The organism is Streptomyces sp. NPDC012637 (assembly GCF_042954805.1).
GTDB lineage: Bacteria > Actinomycetota > Actinomycetes > Streptomycetales > Streptomycetaceae > Streptomyces.
Window position 1 is genome coordinate 395,186 of record NZ_JBIBDS010000003.1, and the last position, 22,064, is coordinate 417,249.

16 protein-coding genes and 2 pseudogenes are annotated in these 22,064 nt (G+C 72.9%); 9 read left to right on the forward strand and 9 right to left on the reverse strand.

From position 1 onward, the window contains the following. Nucleotides 1-8 precede the first annotated feature (8 nt). Nucleotides 9-185 (forward strand): annotated as a pseudogene (locus tag ACFY8W_RS14845) (GNAT family N-acetyltransferase); the annotation flags it as partial. Nucleotides 186-455: 270 nt separating this feature from the next. Then, nucleotides 456-767 (forward strand): annotated as a pseudogene (locus ACFY8W_RS14850) (GNAT family N-acetyltransferase); the annotation flags it as partial. 55 nt (nt 768-822) lie between these two features. Here ACFY8W_RS14850 and ACFY8W_RS14855 read toward each other — a convergent pair. Next, a complete protein-coding gene (locus ACFY8W_RS14855; RefSeq protein ID WP_391104760.1) occupies nt 823-1,458 on the reverse strand; it encodes a TetR family transcriptional regulator in 636 nt (211 codons plus the stop codon). A gap of 143 nt (nt 1,459-1,601) precedes the next feature. Between ACFY8W_RS14855 and ACFY8W_RS14860 the strand changes: the two genes are divergently transcribed. Continuing rightward, on the forward strand, nt 1,602-2,396 hold the full coding sequence (locus tag ACFY8W_RS14860; protein WP_391104763.1) for an SDR family NAD(P)-dependent oxidoreductase: 795 nt from the start codon (nt 1,602-1,604) through the stop codon (nt 2,394-2,396). A 36-nt stretch (nt 2,397-2,432) separates the two neighbouring features. Here the strand turns inward: ACFY8W_RS14860 and ACFY8W_RS14865 are convergent, their stop codons facing one another. Continuing rightward, complete coding sequence (locus ACFY8W_RS14865; protein WP_391105538.1) at nt 2,433-2,954, reverse strand: DUF4240 domain-containing protein; 522 nt, start codon at nt 2,952-2,954, stop codon at nt 2,433-2,435. Nucleotides 2,955-3,064: 110 nt separating this feature from the next. Between ACFY8W_RS14865 and ACFY8W_RS14870 the strand changes: the two genes are divergently transcribed. After that, nucleotides 3,065-3,994 (forward strand): SDR family oxidoreductase, encoded by a 930-nt coding sequence (locus tag ACFY8W_RS14870; protein WP_391104766.1) that lies wholly within the window; start codon nt 3,065-3,067, stop codon nt 3,992-3,994. A gap of 46 nt (nt 3,995-4,040) precedes the next feature. On the opposite strand, the gene ACFY8W_RS14875 is transcribed toward ACFY8W_RS14870, so the two are convergent. The 6 genes from ACFY8W_RS14875 to ACFY8W_RS14900 all read right to left on the reverse strand — a co-directional run bounded on the left by ACFY8W_RS14875 (nt 4,041) and on the right by ACFY8W_RS14900 (nt 13,857). Next, nucleotides 4,041-5,003, reverse strand: a complete 963-nt coding sequence (locus tag ACFY8W_RS14875; RefSeq protein ID WP_391104769.1) for a WYL domain-containing protein — start codon at nt 5,001-5,003, stop codon at nt 4,041-4,043. Between the two features lie 35 nt (nt 5,004-5,038). Continuing rightward, nucleotides 5,039-7,741: a pyruvate dehydrogenase (acetyl-transferring), homodimeric type gene (aceE, locus tag ACFY8W_RS14880; protein ID WP_391104771.1), complete on the reverse strand. Its 2,703-nt coding sequence runs from the start codon at nt 7,739-7,741 to the stop codon at nt 5,039-5,041. Between the two features lie 330 nt (nt 7,742-8,071). Then, nucleotides 8,072-8,695 (reverse strand): GntR family transcriptional regulator, encoded by a 624-nt coding sequence (locus tag ACFY8W_RS14885; protein ID WP_384423595.1) that lies wholly within the window; start codon nt 8,693-8,695, stop codon nt 8,072-8,074. A gap of 132 nt (nt 8,696-8,827) precedes the next feature. Next, nucleotides 8,828-10,591, reverse strand: a complete 1,764-nt coding sequence (gene sucB, locus ACFY8W_RS14890; RefSeq protein WP_391104774.1) for a 2-oxoglutarate dehydrogenase, E2 component, dihydrolipoamide succinyltransferase — start codon at nt 10,589-10,591, stop codon at nt 8,828-8,830. 60 nt (nt 10,592-10,651) lie between these two features. Continuing rightward, nucleotides 10,652-12,040, reverse strand: coding sequence for a dihydrolipoyl dehydrogenase (gene lpdA, locus ACFY8W_RS14895; RefSeq protein ID WP_391104777.1), 1,389 nt, complete (start codon nt 12,038-12,040; stop codon nt 10,652-10,654). Nucleotides 12,041-12,348: 308 nt separating this feature from the next. Continuing rightward, on the reverse strand, nt 12,349-13,857 hold the full coding sequence (locus ACFY8W_RS14900; RefSeq protein WP_391104780.1) for a leucyl aminopeptidase: 1,509 nt from the start codon (nt 13,855-13,857) through the stop codon (nt 12,349-12,351). A gap of 306 nt (nt 13,858-14,163) precedes the next feature. Here ACFY8W_RS14900 and ACFY8W_RS14905 point away from each other — a divergent pair, with 306 nt between their 5' ends. Genes ACFY8W_RS14905 through ACFY8W_RS14925 form a run of 5 tightly spaced genes read left to right on the forward strand, consistent with a single transcriptional unit; the run spans nt 14,164 to nt 20,734 of the window. Next, nucleotides 14,164-16,263, forward strand: a complete 2,100-nt coding sequence (locus ACFY8W_RS14905) for a hypothetical protein (protein ID WP_391104783.1) — start codon at nt 14,164-14,166, stop codon at nt 16,261-16,263. Nucleotides 16,264-16,321: 58 nt separating this feature from the next. Next, nucleotides 16,322-17,836 carry a GT4 family glycosyltransferase PelF gene (pelF, locus tag ACFY8W_RS14910; RefSeq protein WP_391104786.1) on the forward strand — a complete coding sequence of 505 codons (1,515 nt, stop codon included), beginning with the start codon at nt 16,322-16,324 and terminating at the stop codon, nt 17,834-17,836. Next, nucleotides 17,833-19,317, forward strand: coding sequence for a hypothetical protein (locus tag ACFY8W_RS14915; protein ID WP_391104788.1), 1,485 nt, complete (start codon nt 17,833-17,835; stop codon nt 19,315-19,317). The genes pelF and ACFY8W_RS14915 overlap by 4 nt, the downstream gene beginning before the upstream one ends. Nucleotides 19,318-19,331: 14 nt before the next feature. Beyond that, complete coding sequence (locus ACFY8W_RS14920) at nt 19,332-19,949, forward strand: spherulation-specific family 4 protein (RefSeq protein WP_391104791.1); 618 nt, start codon at nt 19,332-19,334, stop codon at nt 19,947-19,949. Then, on the forward strand, nt 19,946-20,734 hold the full coding sequence (locus ACFY8W_RS14925) for an endo alpha-1,4 polygalactosaminidase (protein WP_391104794.1): 789 nt from the start codon (nt 19,946-19,948) through the stop codon (nt 20,732-20,734). The genes ACFY8W_RS14920 and ACFY8W_RS14925 overlap by 4 nt, the downstream gene beginning before the upstream one ends. A 61-nt stretch (nt 20,735-20,795) precedes the next feature. On the opposite strand, the gene ACFY8W_RS14930 is transcribed toward ACFY8W_RS14925, so the two are convergent. Continuing rightward, nucleotides 20,796-22,010 (reverse strand): hypothetical protein, encoded by a 1,215-nt coding sequence (locus ACFY8W_RS14930; RefSeq protein WP_391104797.1) that lies wholly within the window; start codon nt 22,008-22,010, stop codon nt 20,796-20,798. Nucleotides 22,011-22,064 lie beyond the last annotated feature (54 nt).

Genomic DNA, 22,064 nt, shown 5'->3' on the forward strand with positions numbered 1-22,064 from the left:
TGGCCCGCATGATCGTGCCGGAGATACGGATACGCGGGGCCGTGACCGCCGACGAGCCCGCCCTCGCCGAGCTCGACCGCACCACCTGGTCGCCCCTCCACGCGGTGACGCCGGTCCCGGAGCCGGGGCGGCCCTTCTTCGACGAGCGTCATCTGCCGGAGCACTACCTGGTCGCGGAGATCGCGAAGGCCGTGGAGGTTGCGAACGCCGCGGAGATCAGGGAGTCCGCGGACGGCTCGGAAGACGAGAAGGCCGCGGACGGCTCGGAGGGCGAGAAGGCCGCGGACGGTCCGGAGGGCGAGAAGGCCGCGGACGGTCCGGAGGGCGAGAAGGCCGCGGACGGTCCGGAGGTCGCGAAGGCCGCGGACGGTCCGGAGGTCGCGAAGGCCGCGGACGGTCCGGAGGTCGCGAAGGCCGCGGACGGTCCGGAAAGCGCGGAGACCGCGGCTTCGGGCGTCGTCGGCTACGTGCGGCTGGGCTCGCCGACCCCGCTGGCCGCCAACGCCCACGTCCGCCAGATCCAGGGCCTCGCCGTCTCCGGCGACGCCCGGGGCCGGGGCGTGGCCCGCGCCCTCCTGCGCGCCGCCATGGCCCGGGCCCGCGCCCAGGGCGCCACCCGCCTCACGCTCCGCGTCCTCGGCCACAACACGCCGGCCCGCACCCTCTACGAGGCCGAGGGCTTCCGGGTCGAGGGCGTCCTCCCGGGCGAGTTCCTGCTGGACGGCACGTACGTGGACGACGTCCTCATGGGCCGTGCCCTGAGCTGAGCCCTCCGCGGACGCGCCGGCCAGGGCCCCCGGTCCCCGGCGCCGGTCCGCCCCCTCACTCCGCCCCGGCCGGCGGCCGCGTCCCTCCCGTCAGTTCGCGCAGGCACCGCACCGCGAGCTCGGCCGGCGCGCCCTCGCCGCGGACCGGGGCGTCCGTCTTTGACCACGTCTCCAGGGCGACGCGGATGGCCGCGGTGGCCGCGGCCGCCGTGAGGCGGAGTTCCAGGGGGTCCGTGCCGGGAGGCGCGAGGGCGGTGAGGACCTCGCGCAGCCGTTCCTCGGACTCCTGGTTGACGCGGTACCAGACGGCCCGCAGCGCCGGGTCGCGTTCGGCCGCGCGGAGCAGGCCGCGGGTCCAGCGGAGGCCCTCCTCGGCCTCCGGGCCCTCGGCCGCGAGGGAGCCGGCGATGGAGCGCTCCAGGGCGGCGGGCAGCGCCGTACCGGGCCCGGTAGTGGCGAGCTGGGCGCGCCATCGGTCGGCGCCGCCCGCGAGGAGCGGGGCGACGGCGTCCTGCTTGGAGCGGAAGTAGCGGTAGAAGGTGCGCAGCGCGACCCCGGCCCGCTGGGCGATGTCCTCGGCCGTGGTGTCGTCGGGCCCGCGCTCGGTGAACAGTTCGGCCGCCGCGCGGGCGATGTCGAGCTGGGTCGCGGCCTTGCGGCGCTCGGTCAGGGAGGGGGGCTTGGTGCTCACGCGACCCAGCGTACGCCCGCGACTGCCAGGTGGGCACTTCGTGCAGCTATGGCAAAACGTGCCACTTCGACGTACGGTGGTCGGCATTCCCCGGAGCATCGCCCCCGCATGCTCCGGAAGCGTGAGATCGAGAGGTTGTCGTCATGAACCAGCTGACCCGCTACGAGGGACGCCGCGCACTCGTCACCGGCGGCGGCTCCGGCATCGGCCAGGCCACCGTGCTGCGCATGCTGGCCGAGGGCGGCACGGTCGTCGCCGCCGACATCAGCGAGGACGGCCTCAAGGACACCGTCGCCAAGGCCGGCGACGCCGCCGGCCGCCTCACCACGCTCGTGGTGGACATCGCCGACGAGACCTCCGTACGCGAGGGCGTCGCCGCCGCCGTCACCGCCCTCGGCGGGCTGGACGTCCTGGTCAACGCGGCCGGCATCCTCCGCTCCTCGCACACCCACGAGACCGGACTCGACGCCTTCGAGCAGGTGATCCGGATCAACCTCACCGGCACCTTCCTCGTGATCCGCGAGGCCATACCGGCGCTCCTGGAGGGCAACGGCTCCGCCGTCGTCAACTTCTCCTCCACCTCGGCGATGTTCGCCCACCCCTACATGGCGGCCTACGCGGCCAGCAAGGGCGGCGTCCAGTCCATGACCCACGCGCTCGCCGCCGAGTACGCCAAGCAGGGCATCCGCTTCACCGCCGTCCAGCCCGGCTCCATCTCCTCCGGCATGACCGACGGCTCCGGCGCCAGCAAGCAGTCCCAGGGCCCCGGCCTGCCCGAGGACACCGACTGGTCCCTCTTCGCCAAGCTCGCCCCCGCGCTCGGCCAGGGCTTCGCGGGCCCCGAGACCGTCGCAGGCGTCGTCGCGATGCTCGCCTCCGAGGACGGCAGGTTCATCACCGGCACCGAGGTCCGCATCGACGGCGGCACCCACTTCTGACGCACCAGGACCGCCCGGTCCGGTCCCTCCGTACCCCTACCCGGGACCGAACCGGGCCCACAGCCGTGGGAAGCGGGCCGCGAGCACGGCGTCGTCGTCCAGGTCGAACGGCGTGCCCAGCGGCTCCGCACCCGGCGGCGGAATCCCCAGGTCCGGCGTCTCCGCGCCGGTCAGCTGCTCGTACGCCTCGTCCGCGGCGAAACCCAGCTCCTCGCCGTCCCCGTCGATCTCCTCGTCGAAGTCCTCCAGCAGCTCCGCCAGCGCGTCCGGCTCGTGCACCGCGCCCTCGAAGACCTCCCGGCCCTGGCCGATCAGCCAGCACCGGAACCAGTCGAAGGTGTCGTCCGCCGCCCCGTCGAGCAGCACCGAGGCCGCGCCCCACAGGTCCCAGCTGTACGCGCGGTTGTAGCGGGCCTCGAAGTGGCGGGCGAAGTCGACCACGGAGTCCGGGTCGAGCTGGGTGAGGCGCTCCACGAGCAGGTCGGCGTGCTCCTCCGGATCGCCCTCGGCGCGCTCCCGGGTGGAGTCGATGATCTCCCAGAACTCCGTCTCGTCCATCACGGCACCAGCATCGTGTGTGGCGCCGGGCGACGCACCCTGAACCGGCTGAAAGCCAGCCGAAAACAATCCGGACAGAAGATGTCGTGCTTTCCTGCCACCGTGGAGGCATGACCACGGAAACGAAGCCGCTCAGCGGCCGTATCGCCCTCGTCGCCGGTGCCACCCGGGGCGCCGGACGCGCCATCGCCGTCCAGCTCGGCGCCGCCGGAGCCACCGTCTACGTCACCGGGCGCACCACCCGCGACCGGATCAGCGAGGTCGGCCGGGCCACCGAGACCATCGAGGAGACCGCCGAGCTGGTGACGGCCGCCGGCGGCGAGGGCGTCGCCGTCCCCACCGACCACCTGGAGGCCGACGAGGTCCGCGCCCTGGTCGAGCGCGTCGACCGCGAGCGGGGCAGGCTCGACGTCCTCGTCAACGACGTCTGGGGCGGCGAACACCTCATCGGTCCGTCCTTCGGCAAGAAGACCTGGGAGATCGGTCTCGCCGACGGCCTGCGGATGCTCGAACTCGGCGTGAAGACGCACCTCGTCACCTCCCACGCCGCCCTCCCGCTGCTCACCCGCCGTCCCGGCGGCCTCGTCGTCGAGATCACCGACGGCACCACCGCGTACAACCGCGACCACTACCGCGAGAACCTCTTCTACGACCTCGCCAAGAACGCCCCCATCCGGATGGCCTTCGGCCTCTCCAGGGAACTGGCGGACTCCGCCGGCACGGCCGTCTCCGTCAGCCCCGGCTGGCTCCGCTCCGAGCAGATGCTCGGCCACTTCGGCGTCACCGAGGAGAACTGGCGCGACGCGACGAAGGAGCTCCCCGACTTCGCCGTCTCCGAGTCCCCGGTCTACGTCGGCCGGGCGGTCGCCGCCCTCGCCGCCGACCCCGGCCGGGCCCGCTGGAACGGGCGGTCGCTCGACAGCGGACAGCTCGCCCGGGAGTACGGCTTCACCGACGCCGACGGGTCCCGGCCCGACGCGTGGGGGTTCATGCTGGCCAAGGAGACCGACCCGGACACGCGGGTGGACGACTACCGGTAGCGGATCGCGGGTGGCCGGTCGCCGGTGGCCGCCCTCAGGCGGACGACTACCCGTAGAGCCGGGCCATGCCCCGGGCCGCGGCGGCGAACCGCTCGCGCAGGGAGGCGGGGGCCACCACCTCCGCCTCCGGGCCGAGCCCGAGGAGCTGGCCGAAGGCGACGTCCTCGCTCTCCACGGGCAGGACCACCCGGACGCGGCCGTCCTCGGTCACTCCCGCCGCCAGCGCCTCCTCGGCCGCCGCGCGGTCCGTCACGTACGGCAGCCGGCGCGCGCCCGCCTCCGTGAGCCGGAGCTCCACCTCGGCGCGGAGCAGCGAGCGCGCGAACCCGGCCGACCGCTCCGCCCAGAAGGCGTCCAGCTCGAACCCCGGATCGCGGTCGAACCGCTCCTGGCCCAGCGCCACCGCCGTGAACCGTTCCACCCGGTAGGTGCGGTACGAGCTCCCCGCGCGGGCGCACACGTACCAGACACCCGCCTTCAGCACGAGTCCGTGCGGTGCGAGCTCGCGCTCGACCTCCTCGCCGTCCCCGCGCCGGTAGCGCGCGGAGATCCACCGGTCGTCCCAGACCGCCTCCGCGACCGTCGGCAGCAACTCCGGTGTCTGCGGCTCCTGGTACCAGCCGGGCGCGTCGAGGTGGAACCGGCGGGCCGCCGAACCCGGTGCGTCCGCCAGCGAGGGCAGCAGTGCCGCCGTCACCTTCAGGCGGGCCGCCGAGGCCGCGTCCTGGAGCCCCATGTCCCGCAGCGCACCCGGCAGTCCGGAGAGGAAGAGCGCCTCCGCCTCGTCCCGGGCGAGCCCGGTCAGCCGGGTACGGTACCCGCCGACCAGCCGGTACCCACCGGCCCGGCCCCGGTCCGCGTACACCGGAACCCCCGCCTCCGAGAGGGCGAGGGCATCACGGGTCACGGTCCGCTCCGACACCTCCAGCTCGGCGGCCAGTTCGGCCGCGGTCATGGAGGTGCGGTTCTGGAGGAGCAGGACCATCTTGATGAGTCGGGCGGCGCGCATGAGGCCATCATGCGCGCCGCCACCGACAACGGGCCTTACAGGCCGTAGCGCTCCCGCGCCTCCTTCACGGCCGTCGCCTGGACCTCGCCGCGGCGGGCGAGCTGGGCGAGGGACGCGACGACGATCGACTGCGCGTCGACGCCGAAGTGGCGGCGGGCCGCGTCGCGGGTGTCCGAGAGGCCGAAGCCGTCGGCACCCAGCGAGGACCAGTCCTGCTCCACCCACTGCGCGATCTGGTCCGGGACCTGGCGCATGTAGTCGGAGACCGCGAGGACGGGGGAGTCCACGCCCTCCAGGGCCCGGCGGACGTACGGCACGCGCTCCTCGCCGCGCAGCAGGGCCGCGTCGGCCTCCAGCGCGTCACGGCGCAGCTCGGTCCAGGAGGTCGCGGACCACACGTCGGCGGCCACGCCCCACTCCTCGGCGAGCAGCTTCTGCGCCTCCAGGGCCCAGTGGATCGCGGTGCCGGAGCCGAGCAGCTGGATGCGCGGGGCGTTGGCCGGGACCGTCAGGCCGGCCGACTCCGCCGTGTTGAAGCGGTAGAGGCCCTTGACGATGCCCTCGTCGACGCCCGCGTGGCCCGGCTTGGCCGGCTGCGGCATCGGCTCGTTGTAGACGGTGAGGTAGTAGAAGACGTCCTGGTCCTCGCCCTCGGCCGCCTCGCCGTACATGCGGCGCAGGCCCTCCTTGACGATGGCCGCGACCTCGTAGGCGAACGCCGGGTCGTAGGTCAGCGCCGCCGGGTTGGTGGCCGCGATCATCGGGGAGTGGCCGTCCGCGTGCTGGAGGCCCTCACCGGTGAGGGTGGTACGGCCGGCGGTGGCGCCGACGAGGAAGCCGCGGCCGAGCTGGTCGCCGAGCTGCCACATCTGGTCGGCGGTCCGCTGCCAGCCGAACATCGAGTAGAAGATGTAGAACGGGATCATCGTCTCGCCGTGCGTGGAGTACGCGGTCGACGCGGCGATGAAGTCGGCCATCGAGCCGGCCTCGGTGATGCCCTCGTTCAGGATCTGGCCGTTGACGGCCTCCTTGTAGTACATCAGCTGGTCGCGGTCGACCGGCTCGTACGTCTGACCCTTCGGCGAGTAGATGCCGAGCGAGGGGAAGAGGGACTCCATGCCGAAGGTGCGGGCCTCGTCCGGGACGATCGGGACCCAGCGCTTGCCGGTCTCCTTGTCGCGGACCAGGTCCTTGACCAGGCGCACGAAGGCCATCGTGGTGGCCACGGACTGCGAGCCGGAGCCCTTGTCGAAGGCGGCGAAGGCCTTCTCGGCCGGGGCCGGGAGCGGGGCGACCGGGTGGACGCGGCGGGCCGGGGCGGGGCCGCCGAGGGCCGCGCGGCGCTCCTGGAGGTAGCGGACCTCGGGCGCGTCGGCGCCCGGGTGGCCGTACGGCACGACGCCGTCGACGAACTGCGCGTCCGAGATCGGCAGGTCGAGCAGATCACGCATCTGCTTGAACTCGTCCGTGCTCAGCTTCTTCATCTGGTGGTTCGCGTTCTTCGACGCGAAGCCCTCACCGAGGGTGAAGCCCTTGACGGTCTGCGCCAGGATCACGGTCGGCGCGCCCTTGAACTCCAGGGCGGCCTTGTACGCGGCGTACACCTTGCGCGGCTCGTGGCCACCGCGCGAGAGGTGGAAGCACTCGAGGATCTTGTCGTCGGACAGCAGCTTCGCCATCTCGACGAGGGCCGGGTCCTTGCCGAAGAAGTCCTCGCGGATGTAGGCGGCGTCGCGGGTCTGGTACGTCTGGACCTGAGCGTCCGGCACCTCGCGGAGGCGGCGGACCAAGGCGCCGGTGGTGTCGAGCGCGAACAGCTCGTCCCAGGCGTTGCCCCACAGGGTCTTCACGACGTTCCAGCCGGCGCCGCGGAACTGCGCCTCCAGCTCCTGCACGATCTTGAAGTTGGCGCGGACCGGGCCGTCGAGGCGCTGCAGGTTGCAGTTGATGACGAAGGTCAGGTTGTCCAGACCCTCGCGGGCGGCGAGTGCGAGGGCCGCCGTCGACTCGGGCTCGTCCATCTCGCCGTCGCCCAGGAAGGCCCAGACGTGGGAGGCCGAGACGTCCTTGATGCCGCGGTTGGTCAGGTAGCGGTTGAAGCGCGCCTGGTAGATCGCGGAGAGCGGGCCGAGGCCCATGGAGACGGTGGGGAACTCCCACAGCCAGGGCAGGCGGCGCGGGTGCGGGTAGGAGGGCAGGCCGTTGCCGCCGGACTCCTGCCGGAAGTTGTCGAGGTGCGACTCGTTCAGGCGGCCGTCGAGGAAGGCGCGGGCGTAGATGCCGGGGGAGGCGTGGCCCTGGATGTAGAGCTGGTCGCCGGAGCCGTCACCCTCCTTGCCCTTGAAGAAGTGGTTGAAGCCGGTCTCGTAGAGCCAGGCCGCGGAGGCGAAGGTGGCGATGTGGCCGCCGACGCCGTGCTTGGCGCCGCGGGTGACCATCGCGGCCGCGTTCCAGCGGTTCCAGGCGGTGATCCGGCGCTCCATCTCCTCGTCGCCGTCGATGACGGGCTCGGCGGAGGTGGGGATGGTGTTGAGGTAGTCCGTCTCCAGGAGCTTGGGCAGGGCGAGGCCCGCGCCCTCGGCGTGCTGGAGCGTGCGGCGCATCAGGTAGGCGGCCCGGTGGGGGCCGGCGGCCTTGGTGACGGCGTCGAGGGAGGCCGCCCACTCGGCGGTCTCCTCGGTGTCACGGTCCGGGAGCTGGTCGAGCTCGCTCGGAATCTTGCCTACGGGATCGGTCATGATCGCCGCCTTCCGGACAGGTGGGGGTGGAGATAAAGGGGCCTTGTCTGGCAGGACAGGGCGAAGGACCGGGGTACGGCCCGCCGAAGACTGTAAGCCGACGATCGATGATCGATCAAAGCTTCGGGGTGAAAAAGATGCCCGGAGCACCAAAGTCGGCACAGGGTGCCGCGAAAATGGGCACCCGGTGCCTTGTTTTCGCAGGTGGGGTCGACAGTCTGAGGCGGGGCTCGCACAAACGAGCGGCCCTCCCGGAGGAAGCGGATCTCCTCGCGGAAAGACGAAAGGGCCCACCCGGAGGTGGACCCGCTCCCCGTCCGCGTGGCCGGATCACGCCCTCGGCGCGCACCCCAGCACATGCGCCTTCACCAGCGCCCCGATGTTCGGATCCCTGCGGCGGAAGGCCTCCACCAGCTCCTGGTGCTCCTCCGCGTACGACTTCTGCACCGTGCCCAGCCAGCGGATCGACAGGGCCGTGAACACCTCGATGCCCAGGCCCTCCCAGGTGTGCAGCAGCACGCCGTTCCCGGCCGCCTTCACCAACTCCCGGTGGAACGCGACCGTGTGGCGCACCTGCGCCGTGCCGTCCGAGGCCGCGTCCGCCTCGTACAGCGCCGCGACATGGGGTTCCAGGGCCGAGCAGTCCGCCGCGAGCCGGCCCGCCGCCAGCTCCGCCGCGATCTGCTCGAGACCGGCCCGTACGGGATAGCTCTCCTCCAGGTCGGCGGCCGTCAGGTTGCGCACCCGGACGCCCTTGTTGGGCGCCGACTCGATCAGCCGCAGCGACTCCAGTTCGCGCAGCGCCTCCCGGACCGGGGTCTGCGAGACCTCCAGCTCCGTCGCGATCCGCCGCTCCACGATGCGCTCGCCCGGCTTCCAGCGGCCGCTGACGATGCCCTCCACGATGTGCTCGCGGATCTGCTCGCGCAGCGAATGGACGACGGGCATGGTCATGGGGGCCGCTCCTTGGGAGTCAGTAGACACCTAGACAATACGGCGGCGCCCCCGCCCGGAAACACATCCGGGCGGGGGCGCCGCAGGTGAGGCTTGTTACGTTGCCTTCCGGCCCCGTTCGGCCACGTGCCCTCAGAGACCGAGGTCGACCTCGAACTCGCCGGCCTCCAGGATCGCCTTGACGGCCGTCAGGTAGCGGGCGGCGTCGGCGCCGTCCACCAGACGGTGGTCGTAGGACAGCGTCAGGTAGGTCATGTCGCGGACGCCGATGACGGTGCCCTCGGCGGTCTCGATGACGGCCGGACGCTTGACCGTGGCGCCGATGCCCAGGATGGCGACCTGGTTCGGCGGGACGATGATCGTGTCGAACAGCGCACCGCGCGAACCGGTGTTGCTGATGGTGAAGGTCGCACCGGCCAGCTCGTCCGGCGTGATCTTGTTGCCGCGGACCTTGCCGGCCAGCTCGGCGGTGGCCTTGGAGATGCCGGCGATGTTCAGGTCGCCCGCACCCTTGATGACCGGCGTCATCAGACCCTTCTCGGAGTCCACGGCGATGCCGATGTTCTCCGAGTCGAAGTACGTGATGGTGCCCTCGTCCTCGTTGATCCGGGCGTTGATGACCGGGTGGGCCTTCAGCGCCTGGGCCGCCGCCTTCACGAAGAACGGCATCGGGGACAGCTTGACGCCCTCACGGGCGGCGAACGCGTCCTTGGCGAGGGCGCGCAGCTTCATCAGCTTGGTGATGTCGACCTCGACGACCGAGGACAGCTGGGCCTGGCCGTGCAGCGCCTTCATCATGTTGTCGCCGATGACCTTGCGCATGCGGGTCATCTTGACGGTCTGACCGCGCAGCGGGGAGACCTCGAGGGCCGGAGCCTTCGCGGCGGCGGCCGGAGCGGCGGCCGGCACCGGGGCGGCGACGGCGGCCTTCTTGGCCTCGGCGGCGGCGAGGACGTCCTGCTTGCGGATGCGACCGCCGACGCCCGTGCCCTTGACCGACGCCAGGTCGACACCGTTCTCGGTGGCGAGCTTGCGGACCAGCGGGGTCACGTACGCGCCGTCCTCCGCCGGCTGTGCGGCGGCGGGGGCAGGGGCGGCCGGAGCCGGGGTGACCGGGGCCGGGGCGGCCACGGGAGCGGCCGGGGCGACCGGAGCCGGAGCGGGCGCCGGGGCGGCCGGGGCGGGCGCCGGAGCCGGAGCGGCCGGAGCGGCCGGAGCCGGAGCGGCGGCGGGGGCCGGGGCGGCCGGGGCGGGGGCGGCGGCCGGGGCGGCACCCGCGGCACCGATGACGGCGAGCTTGGCGCCGACCTCGGCGGTCTCGTCCTCACCGACGACGATCTCGAGCAGCACACCGGAGGCCGGGGCCGGGATCTCGGTGTCGACCTTGTCCGTGGAGACCTCGAGCAGCGGCTCGTCGGCCTCGACGGTCTCGCCGACCGACTTCAGCCAGCGGGTCACGGTGCCCTCGGTGACCGACTCGCCGAGCGCGGGCAGGACGACGTCCGTGCCCTGGGCGCCACCGGCCGGAGCGGCGGCGGGAGCCTCGGCGGCCGGAGCCGGAGCCGGGGCGGCGGGGGCCTCGGCCACGGGGGCCGGAGCGGCGGCCGGAGCCGGAGCGGCCTCGGCGGCCGGGGCCGGAGCGGCGGCCGGAGCGCCGGAGCCGTCGTCGATGATGGCCAGCTCGGCGCCGACCTCGACCGTCTCGTCCTCGGCGACCTTGATGGAGGCCAGGATGCCCGAGGCGGGGGCGGGGATCTCGGTGTCGACCTTGTCGGTCGAGACCTCGAGCAGCGGCTCGTCGGCCTCGACACGCTCACCCTCGGCCTTGAGCCAGCGGGTGACGGTGCCCTCGGTGACGCTCTCGCCGAGCGCCGGCAGGGTTACGGAAACCGACATGGTTTCAGTTGCTCCTAACGAATTGCGGAAAGTGGTCGTCGCGCCCGTGTGACGTGAGCGTCAGTCGTGGGAGTGCAGAGGCTTGCCGGCCAGGGCCAGGTGGGCCTCGCCGAGCGCCTCGTTCTGCGTCGGGTGGGCGTGGATGAGCTGCGCGACCTCGGCCGGCAGCGCCTCCCAGTTGTAGATCAGCTGCGCTTCGCCGACCTGCTCGCCCATGCGGTCACCGACCATGTGGACGCCGACCACGGCACCGTCCTTGACCTGGACGAGCTTGATCTCGCCCGCGGTCTTGAGGATCTTGCTCTTGCCGTTGCCCGCGAGGTTGTACTTCAGGGCGACGACCTTGTCCGCGCCGTAGATCTCCTTGGCCTTGGCCTCGGTGATGCCGACGGAGGCGACCTCGGGGTGGCAGTAGGTCACCCGCGGCACGCCGTCGTAGTCGACCGGCACGGGCTTCAGACCGGCCAGCCGCTCCGCCACCAGGATGCCCTCGGCGAAGCCGACGTGCGCGAGCTGGAGCGTCGGGACCAGGTCGCCGACCGCGGAGATGGTGGGCACGTTGGTCCGCATGTACTCGTCCACCAGGACGTAGCCGCGGTCCATCGCGATGCCCTGCTCCTCGTAACCGAGGCCGGCGGAGACCGGGCCGCGGCCGATGGCGACGAGCAGCACCTCGGCCTCGAAGGTCTTGCCGTCCGCCAGGGTGACCTTCACACCGGTCTCGGTGTACTCGGCCGACTGGAAGAACGTGCCGAGGTTGAACTTGATGCCGCGCTTGCGGAAGGCACGCTCGAGCAGCTTCGAGCTGTTCTCGTCCTCGACCGGGACCAGGTGCTTCAGACCCTCGATCACCGTGACGTCGGTGCCGAAGGACTTCCACGCCGAGGCGAACTCGACGCCGATGACACCGCCGCCGAGGATGATCGCGGACTCCGGGACGCGGTCCAGGGTCAGCGCGTGGTCCGAGGAGATGATGCGGTTGCCGTCGATCTCCAGACCCGGCAGCGACTTCGGCACGGAACCGGTGGCGAGGAGGACGTGACGGCCCTCGACGCGACGGCCGTCCACGTCGACGGAGGTCGGGGAGGACAGGTGGCCGGTGCCCTCGATGTAGGTGACCTTGCGGGAGGCGACCAGACCCTGCAGACCCTTGTAGAGGCCCGAGATCACGTCGTCCTTGTACTTGTGCACGGCCTTGATGTCGATGCCCTCGAAGGAGGCCTTGACACCGAACTGCTCCGCCTCGCGCGCCTGGTCGGCGACCTCGCCGGCGTGGAGCAGGGCCTTCGTCGGGATGCAGCCGTTGTGCAGGCAGGTGCCGCCGAGCTTGTTCTTCTCGATCAGTGCGACGTCCAGGCCCAGCTGCGCTCCGCGCAGCGCCGCGGCGTAACCGCCGCTACCGCCGCCGAGGATCACTAGGTCGAAAACGGTGCTGGCGTCGTTCGCCACGTCACGTCCTCCATGCATGTGCGCTCGTCGCCCGTCTTCGGTGACGGGGCGGCGGCTGGTTCCGGCCGCTTTTCTTCGGCCCTGTGGTGGGGGCCCTGTCCTGCCGAGAACCCATCTTCGCACTTGTTGACGGACGGCGGGACGCGGGGCCGTGCTCTGAGACGGCTGATCGTCCGTACGGACGGGTAGGGCCGCGTGCGAACCTACGGATTTCGTCGCGGGCGAACGGACCGGGGCCGGTGTACCGCGAACGGGCACGGCCCCGGGGACCGGGTCCCCGGGGCCGGAGCCTCACCTCAGGCGACCGCTCAGAGCTCGCCGTCCGCGGTGCGCTCGGCGAGGCGCACCAGGGTGCGCACCGAGGAGCCGGTGCCGCCCTTCGGGGTGTAGCCGTACGGGGCGCCCTCGTGGAAGGCCGGGCCCGCGATGTCCAGGTGGGCCCAGGTGATGCCCTCGCCCACGAACTCCTTCAGGAACAGACCGGCCACCAGGCCGCCGCCCATCCGCTCGCCCATGTTGGAGATGTCGGCCGTCGGGGAGTCCATGGCCTTGCGCAGGTCCGCCGGGAGCGGCATCGGCCAGGACTGCTCGCCGACCTCGTCCGCGATCTCGTGGATCGCGGACCGGTAGTCGTCGTCGTTGGCCATGATCGCGAACGTGCGGTTGCCGAGCGCCAGGACCATGGCACCGGTCAGGGTCGCCACGTCGACGATCGCGTCCGGGTGCTCCTCCGAGGCCTTGGTCAGGGCGTCGGCCATGACCAGACGGCCCTCGGCGTCCGTGTTGAGCACCTCGACCGTCTTGCCGCTGTACATGCGCAGCACGTCACCCGGGCGGGTGGCGGAGCCGGACGGCATGTTCTCGGCGAGGGCCAGCCAGCCGGTGACGTTGACGGCGAGGCCGAGCCGGGCCGCGGCCACGACGGTGGCGAACACGGCGGCCGCGCCGCTCATGTCGCACTTCATCGTCTCGTTGTGGCCGGCCGGCTTCAGGGAGATGCCGCCCGAGTCGTAGGTGATGCCCTTGCCGACCAGGGCGAGGGTCTTCTCCGCCTTCGGGTGGGTGTAGGCGACGCGGACCAGGCGCGGCGGGTTCACCGAGCCGATGCCGACGCCCAGGATGCCGCCGTAGCCGCCCTTGGCGAGCGCCTTCTCGTCGAGCACCTGCACCTTGAGGCCGTGCTCCTTGCCGGCGGCCTGGACGGCGGCGGCGAACGCGGCCGGGGTCAGGTCGTTCGGCGGCTGGTTGATCAGGTCGCGGGCGCGGTTCATCTCCTCCGCGACGGCGAGCGCGCGCTCCGCGGCGGCCTTGTAGGCCTTGTCGCGCGGCTTGGCGCCGAGCAGGGCGACCTCGGCCAGCGGCTTCTTCCCGCCCTGGCCGTTCTCCTGGTACGCGGTGTAGGCGTACGCGCCGAGCAGGGCGCCCTCGGCGATGGCGGCGGCGCCCTCGGGCGAGGCGATCGGCAGCGCGAACGCGGCCTTCTTCGAGCCGGTCAGGGCACGGGCGGCGGTGCCGGCGGCACGGCGCAGCGCCTCGGTGCCGTAGGCCTCGCCGTCCTCGGGCGCGGAACCCAGGCCGACGGCGAGCACGACGGGGGCCTTGAGGCCGGCGGGGGAGGGCAGCTTGGTCGCCTCACCCTCGGCGCCGGAGGCGCCCAGCGTCTCCAGGACGGCGGCGAGACCGCCGTCGAAGGCCTGGTCGACGACCTCGGCGCCCGGGGCGATGGTCAGCGCCTTACCGGACTTCGCGACGCCGACCACGAGGGCGTCGGCACGCAGCGTCGCCGCTCCTGCGGTGCTGAGAGTGAGAGCAGTCACGGTGGTGAATTCTCGCTTCCATTGAGTTCTTGGCGGTCGAGGGATGGGCCGACCGTGCCCGCCGCATCGTATTTCGGCCCGATGAGCGCTGGGAACGAAGCCTACGCTCGCTCGCCGCTTTCGCTCACGGCGGTGGTGATTCACTCATCCGTGGTGTCTCTGCCGGGTTTGGGTGCCGGATCCGCCGGGTGCGTTTCACACTCGCCTCAACCGCGCAAGGACGACACACCGCCCTTCGCCTCATCTGCGACATCTCCACAGGTCCCGCCGGTCGGGCGGGCGCCTGCCGAGGGGGGACACCCACCGATGGTTTCCAGCCGTTCCCGCACGCCCAGAAGCTCTCGCGGCGCCTCCGGCCGGGGAAGCGCTCCCCGGCTCGCCGCCCTCGCCGCCGCCGGACTGCTCGCCACCGTCGTGCCCTCCGCGCAGGCCGGAGCCGCCGACCCGGCCCCGCGGATCGACCTGACGGTGCTGGTCGTCGACGACGGCGGCAGCGCCGTGGAGGCGATCACCGCCGAGCTGAAGGGCTCCGGGATCCCGTACCGCACGCTCGACCTGAACGACCCCGGCCGCCCGGTGCTCACGGCCGGGTTCCTCAGCGAACCCTCCGACAGCGCGACCGGCCGGCCCCGCGCCCGGTACCAGGGCGTCGTCCTGCCGCACGAGGCCGTCTTCGGCCCCGACTCCGCCGAGCAGGCCGCCCTCGTCGCGTACGAGAAGACCTACGGCATCCCGCAGGTCGACGCCTACACGTGGGCCCACCCGGGCGTCGGCCTCGACTACACCTCGGACGGAGGCTGGAGCGGCGTCCTCGACGGAGCGTCCGCCCACGTCACCCCGGCCGGCCAGGCCGGACCCTTCCGCGACCTGCGCGGACCGCTGACCTTCGAGGACAACGACCCGAACGTCTCCGAGAGCTACGGCTACGCCGGCCGCCCCCGGGCCGGCTACACCAGCTACCTCGACATGCCCGCCGCGGACGGCGGCCGGATGAGCCTCGTCGGCGAGTACGCCCACGACGGACGGCGCGAGCTCGTCGTCACCTTCGCCTACAACCCGCACCAGCGGCAGTTCCGGGCGCTCGCCCGCGGCATCGTCGAATGGCTCACCCAGGGCGTCCACCTCGGCCGCTCCCGCAACTACCTCTCGGTCCACGTCGACGACGTCTTCGCGCCCGACGCCCGCTGGGACACCGCCCGCAACTGCACGCCCGGCGACCTCGACTGCCCCGGCGGCGACGGCGAGGCCGGCGAGAACCCCGTCCGGATGACCGCCGCCGACGCCGCGTACGCCGCCGCCTGGCAGAAGTCCTCCGGCTTCCTCCTCGACATGGTCTACAACGGCGGCCAGGGCGAGCAGTGGAAGGCCGAACACGGCGGCACCGACCCGCTCGCCGCCCGGCTGATCGCCGACCGCGCCCAGTACCGCTGGATCAACCACACCTACACCCATCCCTTCCTCGGCTGCGTCCAGGACGCCACCACCGTCCCCTGGAGCTGCGCCAAGACCGGCACCGGCGCGACGGCCTGGGTGAGCCGCTCCGAGATCTCCGCCCAGATCCGCGACAACCTCGAATGGGCCTACGGCAAGGGCCTCCCCGTCGACCGCACCGAACTCGTCACCGGCGAGCACTCCGGACTGAGGACCCTGCCCCAGCAGCCCGCCGACAACCCCAACCTCGCCGGCGCGCTCGCCGACAACGGCGTGAAGTGGACGGCCAGCGACAACTCCCGCGAGCCGGCCCAGCGTTCCCTCGGCACCGGCTCCGGCGCCGCCCAGACGGTGCCCCGCCACCCCATGAACGTCTACTACAACGTGGGCACCGCCGCCGAGATGGCCGACGAGTACAACTGGATCTACACCTCGCGCGCCGACGGCGGCAGCGGCATCTGCGAGAACAACCCGTCCTCCACCTGCCTGCCCGCCCCGCTCGACACCGCGACCGGCTACGCGGCCCACATCGTGCCGCAGGAGGCCCGCACCGCCCTGTCCCACGTCCTCGGCAACGACCCCCGGCCGCACTACGTCCACCAGTCCAACCTCGCCGAGGAACGCCTCCTCTACCCCGTCCTCGACAAGGTCCTCGCCGACTACCGCGCCCTGTTCGCCGACAACACGCCCCTGGTCAACCCGCGCCAGAAGGACGTCGGCACCGAGCTGAACCGCCGCGCCGCCTGGGAGCGGGCGCTCGACGCCGGCCAGGTCACCGCCTACCGCGTCGGCACCACCGTCACCGTCAAGGCCCCGTCCGGCGTGGCCGTCCCGGTCACCGCACCCGAAGGCACCCGCAAGCAACTCCTCCTCGGCACCGCCGTCTTCGGCACCGCCTACGCGGGCACGCGCTCGGCCTGGACCACGCCCGAACCGCTGCAGAGCGCCGTCACGCTCAAGCTCCCGACCACCTGACCCGACCGGCTGACCCGACGTCGGAATCCGCCGATCCACGCGCTCCGGGGGAACGCACATGCCGAGCAGTGGCCGTCACGTCACCATGCTCACCGAAGGCACCTATCCACACGTCCACGGCGGCGTCAGCACCTGGTGCGACCAGCTGATCCGCGGCATGCCCGAGGTCGACTTCCACGTCCTCGCCCTCACCGGCAGCGGCCGTGAACCCGTCACGTGGGAACTGCCGTCGAACCTCACCGCCCGCACCTCCTTCCCGCTCTGGGGCCCCGCCCCCGCGCGGGCCAGGAGCGCCCCGCGCGGCGCGGCCCGACGCCGCTTCCAGGACACCTACGAACGCTTCCTGCTGTCGATCCTCGACCCCGCCGCCGGCTACGACTTCGGCGAAGCGCTCTACGAACTGGCCGCACTCGCCCGCGAAGGACGCCTGACCGCCGCGCTCCGCACCGAACGCGTCCTGCGCACCCTCATGTGGATCTGGGCCATGCCGCACCTGCCGACGTCCGCGGCCCGGCCCACCGTCCACGACGCCCTCACCGCCACCGACCTGCTCGAACACGCGCTGCGCCCGCTCGGCGCCCGGATATCCGGCGACCGGGTCGCGCACGCCGTCTCCAGCGGGCTCGCCACGCTGCCGGCGCTGGCCGCCCAGCACTTCGAAGGAGTGCCCTTCCTGCTCACCGAACACGGCATCTACCTGCGCGAGCGCTACCTCGGCTACCGGACCGCCCCCCAGCGCTTCCCCGTCAAGTCCGTCCTCCTCGGCTTCTACCGCGAACTCAACACCCTCGGCTACCGCAAGGCCGACCTCATCACCCCCTGCAACCAGTACAACCGCCGCTGGGAGGAACGGGGCGGCGCACCGGTCGACCGCATCCGCACGGTCTACAACGGCGTGGACCCCACGGCCTTCCCCTGGGCCGGCCCGGAGCCCGAGACCCCCACCCTCAGCTGGGTGGGCCGCATCGACCCCATCAAGGACCTGGAAACCCTGATCCGGGCGTACGCGATCACCCGGGCGGAGATCCCCGAGCTGCGCCTCCGCCTCTTCGGCCCGGTCCCGGCCGGCAACGAGGACTACCGCACCCGCCTGGAGAAGCTCGCCGCCGAGCTCGGCGTCACCGACGGCCTGACCTTCGAGGGCCGCACCTCCGACGTCGCCGGCGCCTACGCGGCGGGCAACGTCGTGATGCTCTCCTCCATCAGCGAGGGCTTCCCCTTCTCCCTCATCGAGTCCATGTCCTGCGGCCGGGCCACCGTCTCCACCGACGTCGGCGGCGTCCGCGAGGCCGTCGGCGACACCGGCCTGGTCGTGCCGCCCCGCGAACCGGCCGTCATGGCCGCCGCCGTCACCGAACTCCTCCACGACGACGCCCGCCGCGCCGACCTGGCCGCCCGCGCCCGCCGGCGCGTCGTCGACCGCTTCACCCTCCACCGCTCGGTCGACGGCTTCCGCCGCATCTACCTGGAACTGGCGGGCCGCCGCCCCGAACTCCCGACGGAGCCCGACGACTGGACGGTCCGTCTGACCGACCCGTGGCGCGTCGAACTGGCCGGAGGCGCGTGGACATGAGCGGCTCCCTCTGGCTGAAGCCGGGCACCACGCAGGACACCCTCCCGGTGATCCCCCGTCAGCGGCCGACGGCGGGAAGGCGGCAGTCCGGAGCCTCCCGCCCCCGCGGAGGCCCCGGACCCCGCAGACCCCTCGCCGCCCCCGCCCCGCCCGCCCCCGCCGTCGTCCTCGCCGCCGACCCGCTGGACGAACTCGCCGGCCGCCTCGACGCCCTCGCCGCCGTGGCCGTCCACCCCGACGAGATAGCCGCGATCCTCGAGTCCGACGGCATGACCGACGACCACATCCGCCTCACCTACGGCCGCCCCGACTCCTTCGCCCTGGCCGAGGACCTCTACGCCCGCACCGAACGCCGCCACCCCGCCCCCGAGGCGCAGCCCGCCGATCCCTGGCACACCGGCCTCGCCGGTTGCCTCCTGCGCGGCCTGGTCTTCGCGCTGCCCGGCCTCGCGTACGTCCTCGGCGCCCCGCTGCTCGCCACCGGCCCCGGCCGCTACGGGCTCCCGCCCGGCACGGTCCCGCTGTTCGCCGGGGCCGTCACCGGCTGGGTGTGGAACCAGGCCCTCGCCCACCGCGCGTACACCTGGCTCGGCCTCGGCGACCGCCACGCGGCCGTCCGCGCCCTGCTCACCGGCGCCCCGTCCGGCGCGCTCGCCGGGGCGGCCGTCGCGGTCGCCGCCGCCGGTCCCGGCGAACGGCCCGCCGCCCTGTTCGGCGCAGGCCAGGCCCTGTACCTGGCCGCGGCGACCGTCCTGCTCGTCCTCGGCCGCGAACGGGTCCTGCTCGTCGCGCTCACCCCACTCGCCGGCGCCGTCCCGGCCTTCCGTCACGACCTGCCGGAGCCGCTGCGGATCGCGCTGCTCGTGCTCTCGCTCACCGCCACCACCGCTTTCGCCGCGTTCGAACTGCGCCCGGGACTGCGACGCGGCGCACGGGGCCGGGGCGGACCGCCGTTCGCCGCCTCGCTCCCGTACGGCCTGTTCGGCCTCGGCAGCGGACTGCTCGTGCTGTACGCGGGCGCCGACGCGGTGATCGCGCTGACCCTCTCCATGGGCCCGGCGGAATGGCTGCTCCACCGCTTCCGCGCCGCCGGCCTGGCCCGGCTGCGGCTGCTGACCACGGCGTACGAGTTCCGGCGCGCCGTCACCGGCACGCTCGCCCGCTGCCTCGGCGGCTATCTGGCGGTGCTGTTCGTCCTGACCGTCACGGCCGCGGTGCTGTGGCCCGGTGCCGCCGCCGTCTCCCCGCAGCGGGTCGTGTCGCTGCTGCTGGTCGGCGCGGTGCTGTGGCTGGGGCTGCTGCTCCAGGCCTTCGGGGCGGTGGTGAGCGCGGCCGTCGTGTGCCTGCTCGCGGCGACCGCCCAGGGGCTCGCCCAGGCCTTCGCCCCGGCGGCCGGGCCCGCGGCCGCGGGCGCCGCGGCCGTCGCGCTGTGCGTGCTCACCCGTGTTCTGCTGGTACGACCGACCGCCCACCGTTGCTGAACAGGGGCCGGACTGTGCACTCCTCCCTCCTGGTGCCGTTCTACGAGCATCCCGCCGACCGTCCCGACGACTGGGCCGCCGTCGTCGCTGCGGCCCCCGCCCTCTACGGCGTCGTCCTCAACCCGGCGAGCGGCGCCGGCACGGCCGCCGACCCGGCCTTCGCCGAGGTCGCCGCCCGGCTGCGGGGCGCGGGCGTGCGGCTCCTCGGCTACGCGGACACCGACTACGGCCGCCGCCCGCACGCCGAGGTGGTCGCCGACCTGGTGCGGCACCGCGACTGGTACGGGGCCGACGGCGCCTTCCTCGACCAGGTGCCGACCGCGCCCGACGCGCTGCCGCACTACCGGCGCCTCGCCGTGGCGGCGCGGGCGGCCGGCGCCCGCACCCTCGTCCTCAACCACGGCGCGCACCCCGCCCCCGGCTACGAGGCCCTCGCGGACCTGCTCGTCACCTTCGAGGGACCCTGGGACGCCTACCGCCTCCTCGACCTGCCGGTCGCCGACCACTACTGTCACCTGGTGTACGCGGCCCCGGCCGACGCCCGCCCGGCGACCGCGGTGCACTGCGCGGTCCCCGGCACCGGCGCCCACCCGTGGGGCACCCTCCCGCACACCCTGGAGCCCGTCCGGTGAGACGCCTGCTGCCCCTGCTCGCCCTGCTGCTGTTCGCCGCGGCCTGCACGACGGCCCCGCCGCCGGCCGACGACCGGACCCCCGCCACCCGCTGGCAGCCCCGCCCGGGCCTCGCCTGGCAGTGGCAGCTCAGCGGCCGTCTGGATCCGGCGGTGGACGTCCCCGTCTACGACATCGACGGCTTCGACCACCCGGCGGCCACCGTCGCCGACCTGCACCGACGCGGCCGCAAGGTCATCTGCTACCTCTCCACGGGCGCGTGGGAGGACTTCCGTCCGGACGCGGCGGAGTTCCCCGCGTCCCTCCTGGGCAAGGGCAACGGCTGGCCCGGCGAACGCTGGCTCGACATCCGCCGCACCGACCTCCTCGCCCCGCTGATGGCGGCCCGCCTCGACATGTGCCGTGCCAAGGGCTTCGACGCCGTCGAACCCGACAACATGGACGGCTACGCCAACGCCACCGGCTTCCCGCTCACCGCGGCCGACCAGCTCCGCTACAACCGCCTGATCGCCCGCCTGGCCCACGACCGAGGCCTGTCGGTCGGCCTGAAGAACGACCTCGACCAGATCCCCCAGCTCCTCCCGGACTTCGACTTCGCGGTCAACGAACAGTGCGCCGAGTACGGGGAGTGCGAGCGGCTGACGCCTTTCGTGAAGGCGGGCAAGGCGGTCTTCCACGTCGAGTACGAGCTGGAGCCGGAGGAGTTCTGCCCGCGGGTGCGGGAGCTGGGCCTGAGCTCGATGCGGAAGGAGTACGAGCTGGGGGTGTGGCGCCGGGCCTGCTAGGCCGTCTCTTCCCGATCCTCGCCGGGCCCGCGGCGTCCGGCCCTGATCCGCAACAAGCGGCCTAGGCGGCGCCCTTGGCCGTGACGACGTAGCAGGTGGTGCGTCCCTTGCCGGCCTGCTGCCAGGCGTGCTCGCCGCTCCACATGTACCAGTAGGAGTCCTTCTTGGCCGAGTCCGCGGTCCAGCTGTCGGAGACGCGGCGGTAGGCGCGGTCGCAGGCCTGGCTCGCCTGCGACTTGGCGGCGGTTTTGCCCGGGTAGGCCCGGCCGCCGTAGGAGGCGTGGGCGAGGACGCGGCCGTCGTGGGGCCCGGTGCAGGAGACGTCCGCGACGAGTTCGGCGTCACGCTGGCCGGTGCTGAAGTCGACGCAGTGCCCGGGCCCCACGTCGTGGATCGACCGCACCGTCTTCCCCGCGTCCAGGACCCGGTCGCCGTCCGCCCGGCCTGCGGGCTTCGACCCGCCGTGACCGCTCAGGGTGAGTTCCATCGTCAGGGACGTGGCGTCGGAGAAGACGCTGCCCTTCTTGCCGAGCATGCGCGAGAGGTCGGCACGGACGTGGGTGACCCTGCCCTGGCGGTCGAGGGACACGGCCAGGAGCACCTTCTTGGACCTCGTGATGCCCGGCGTGTACATCTCGGAGGCCAGCTGCTCGGAGATCTCGCCGGGGAGCATCTCCCAGAGCGGCTCCGAGTCGACCTCGGCCCGGTAGTTGGCGCCCTGGCGGCTCTTGGCCTCGGCGCCGCCGAGTCCCTCCAGGAGGGTGCCGCCGACGGGGGCCTCGGTGCCGCGCAGCTGGTCGAGGGTCTTCTGGCCGGCGTCGTAGTCGCCGTACCCGTAGCGCAGCCAGTAGTCGGAGGACCCGGCCCGGTAGGTGATGTCCTGGCCGTCGACCAGGAAGTGCCCGGTGGCGTCGGCGTTGGACCGGCCCGGGGCGCGCCCGAGGATCGCGTCCTTGGCGGCGTCGGAGTACTTCTCCGGCACCTTCCAGCGGATGTTCGCGTCGCCCGTGTTCTTCGCGAAGTCCAGCCGGCCTTCGAGGGTCTGGACGGCCTTCCCCTTCTTCGTCTCCAGGGTCAGCGTCTGGGTGAAGCTCGCACTGCCCGCCTTCTGCGTCTGACGCAGGGCCAGGAACATCTGACGGTCGAGCTTCTGGTCGAAGACCGGGTGCTTCGTGGGCGCGGCCTTCGGCTCGGCGTCGTCCGCGCCGGAGCAGGCGGTCAGGAGCAGGGACGCGGTGGCGAGGACCGCGCCCGTACGGGCAAGGCGTCTGATCATGCCCACATGACCGCCCCGGAACCCGGAAGGTTGCCCTCCGTGCAGGTCACGGCT

Excerpts from the sequence above, each read along its gene's own strand:
- ACFY8W_RS14875 (WP_391104769.1), bottom strand. The coding sequence starts at position 5,003 with ATGCGCGCCGCCCGACTCATCAAGATGGTCCTGCTCCTCCAGAACCGC.
- sucB (WP_391104774.1), bottom strand. The coding sequence starts at position 10,591 with ATGTCGGTTTCCGTAACCCTGCCGGCGCTCGGCGAGAGCGTCACCGAG.
- ACFY8W_RS14870 (WP_391104766.1), top strand. The coding sequence starts at position 3,065 with ATGACCACGGAAACGAAGCCGCTCAGCGGCCGTATCGCCCTCGTCGCC.
- ACFY8W_RS14930 (WP_391104797.1), bottom strand. The coding sequence starts at position 22,010 with ATGATCAGACGCCTTGCCCGTACGGGCGCGGTCCTCGCCACCGCGTCC.
- ACFY8W_RS14885 (WP_384423595.1), bottom strand. The coding sequence starts at position 8,695 with ATGACCATGCCCGTCGTCCATTCGCTGCGCGAGCAGATCCGCGAGCAC.
- aceE (WP_391104771.1), bottom strand. The coding sequence starts at position 7,741 with ATGACCGATCCCGTAGGCAAGATTCCGAGCGAGCTCGACCAGCTCCCG.
- ACFY8W_RS14865 (WP_391105538.1), bottom strand. The coding sequence starts at position 2,954 with ATGGACGAGACGGAGTTCTGGGAGATCATCGACTCCACCCGGGAGCGC.
- ACFY8W_RS14860 (WP_391104763.1), top strand. The coding sequence starts at position 1,602 with ATGAACCAGCTGACCCGCTACGAGGGACGCCGCGCACTCGTCACCGGC.
- pelF (WP_391104786.1), top strand. The coding sequence starts at position 16,322 with ATGCCGAGCAGTGGCCGTCACGTCACCATGCTCACCGAAGGCACCTAT.
- ACFY8W_RS14915 (WP_391104788.1), top strand. The coding sequence starts at position 17,833 with ATGAGCGGCTCCCTCTGGCTGAAGCCGGGCACCACGCAGGACACCCTC.
- ACFY8W_RS14905 (WP_391104783.1), top strand. The coding sequence starts at position 14,164 with ATGGTTTCCAGCCGTTCCCGCACGCCCAGAAGCTCTCGCGGCGCCTCC.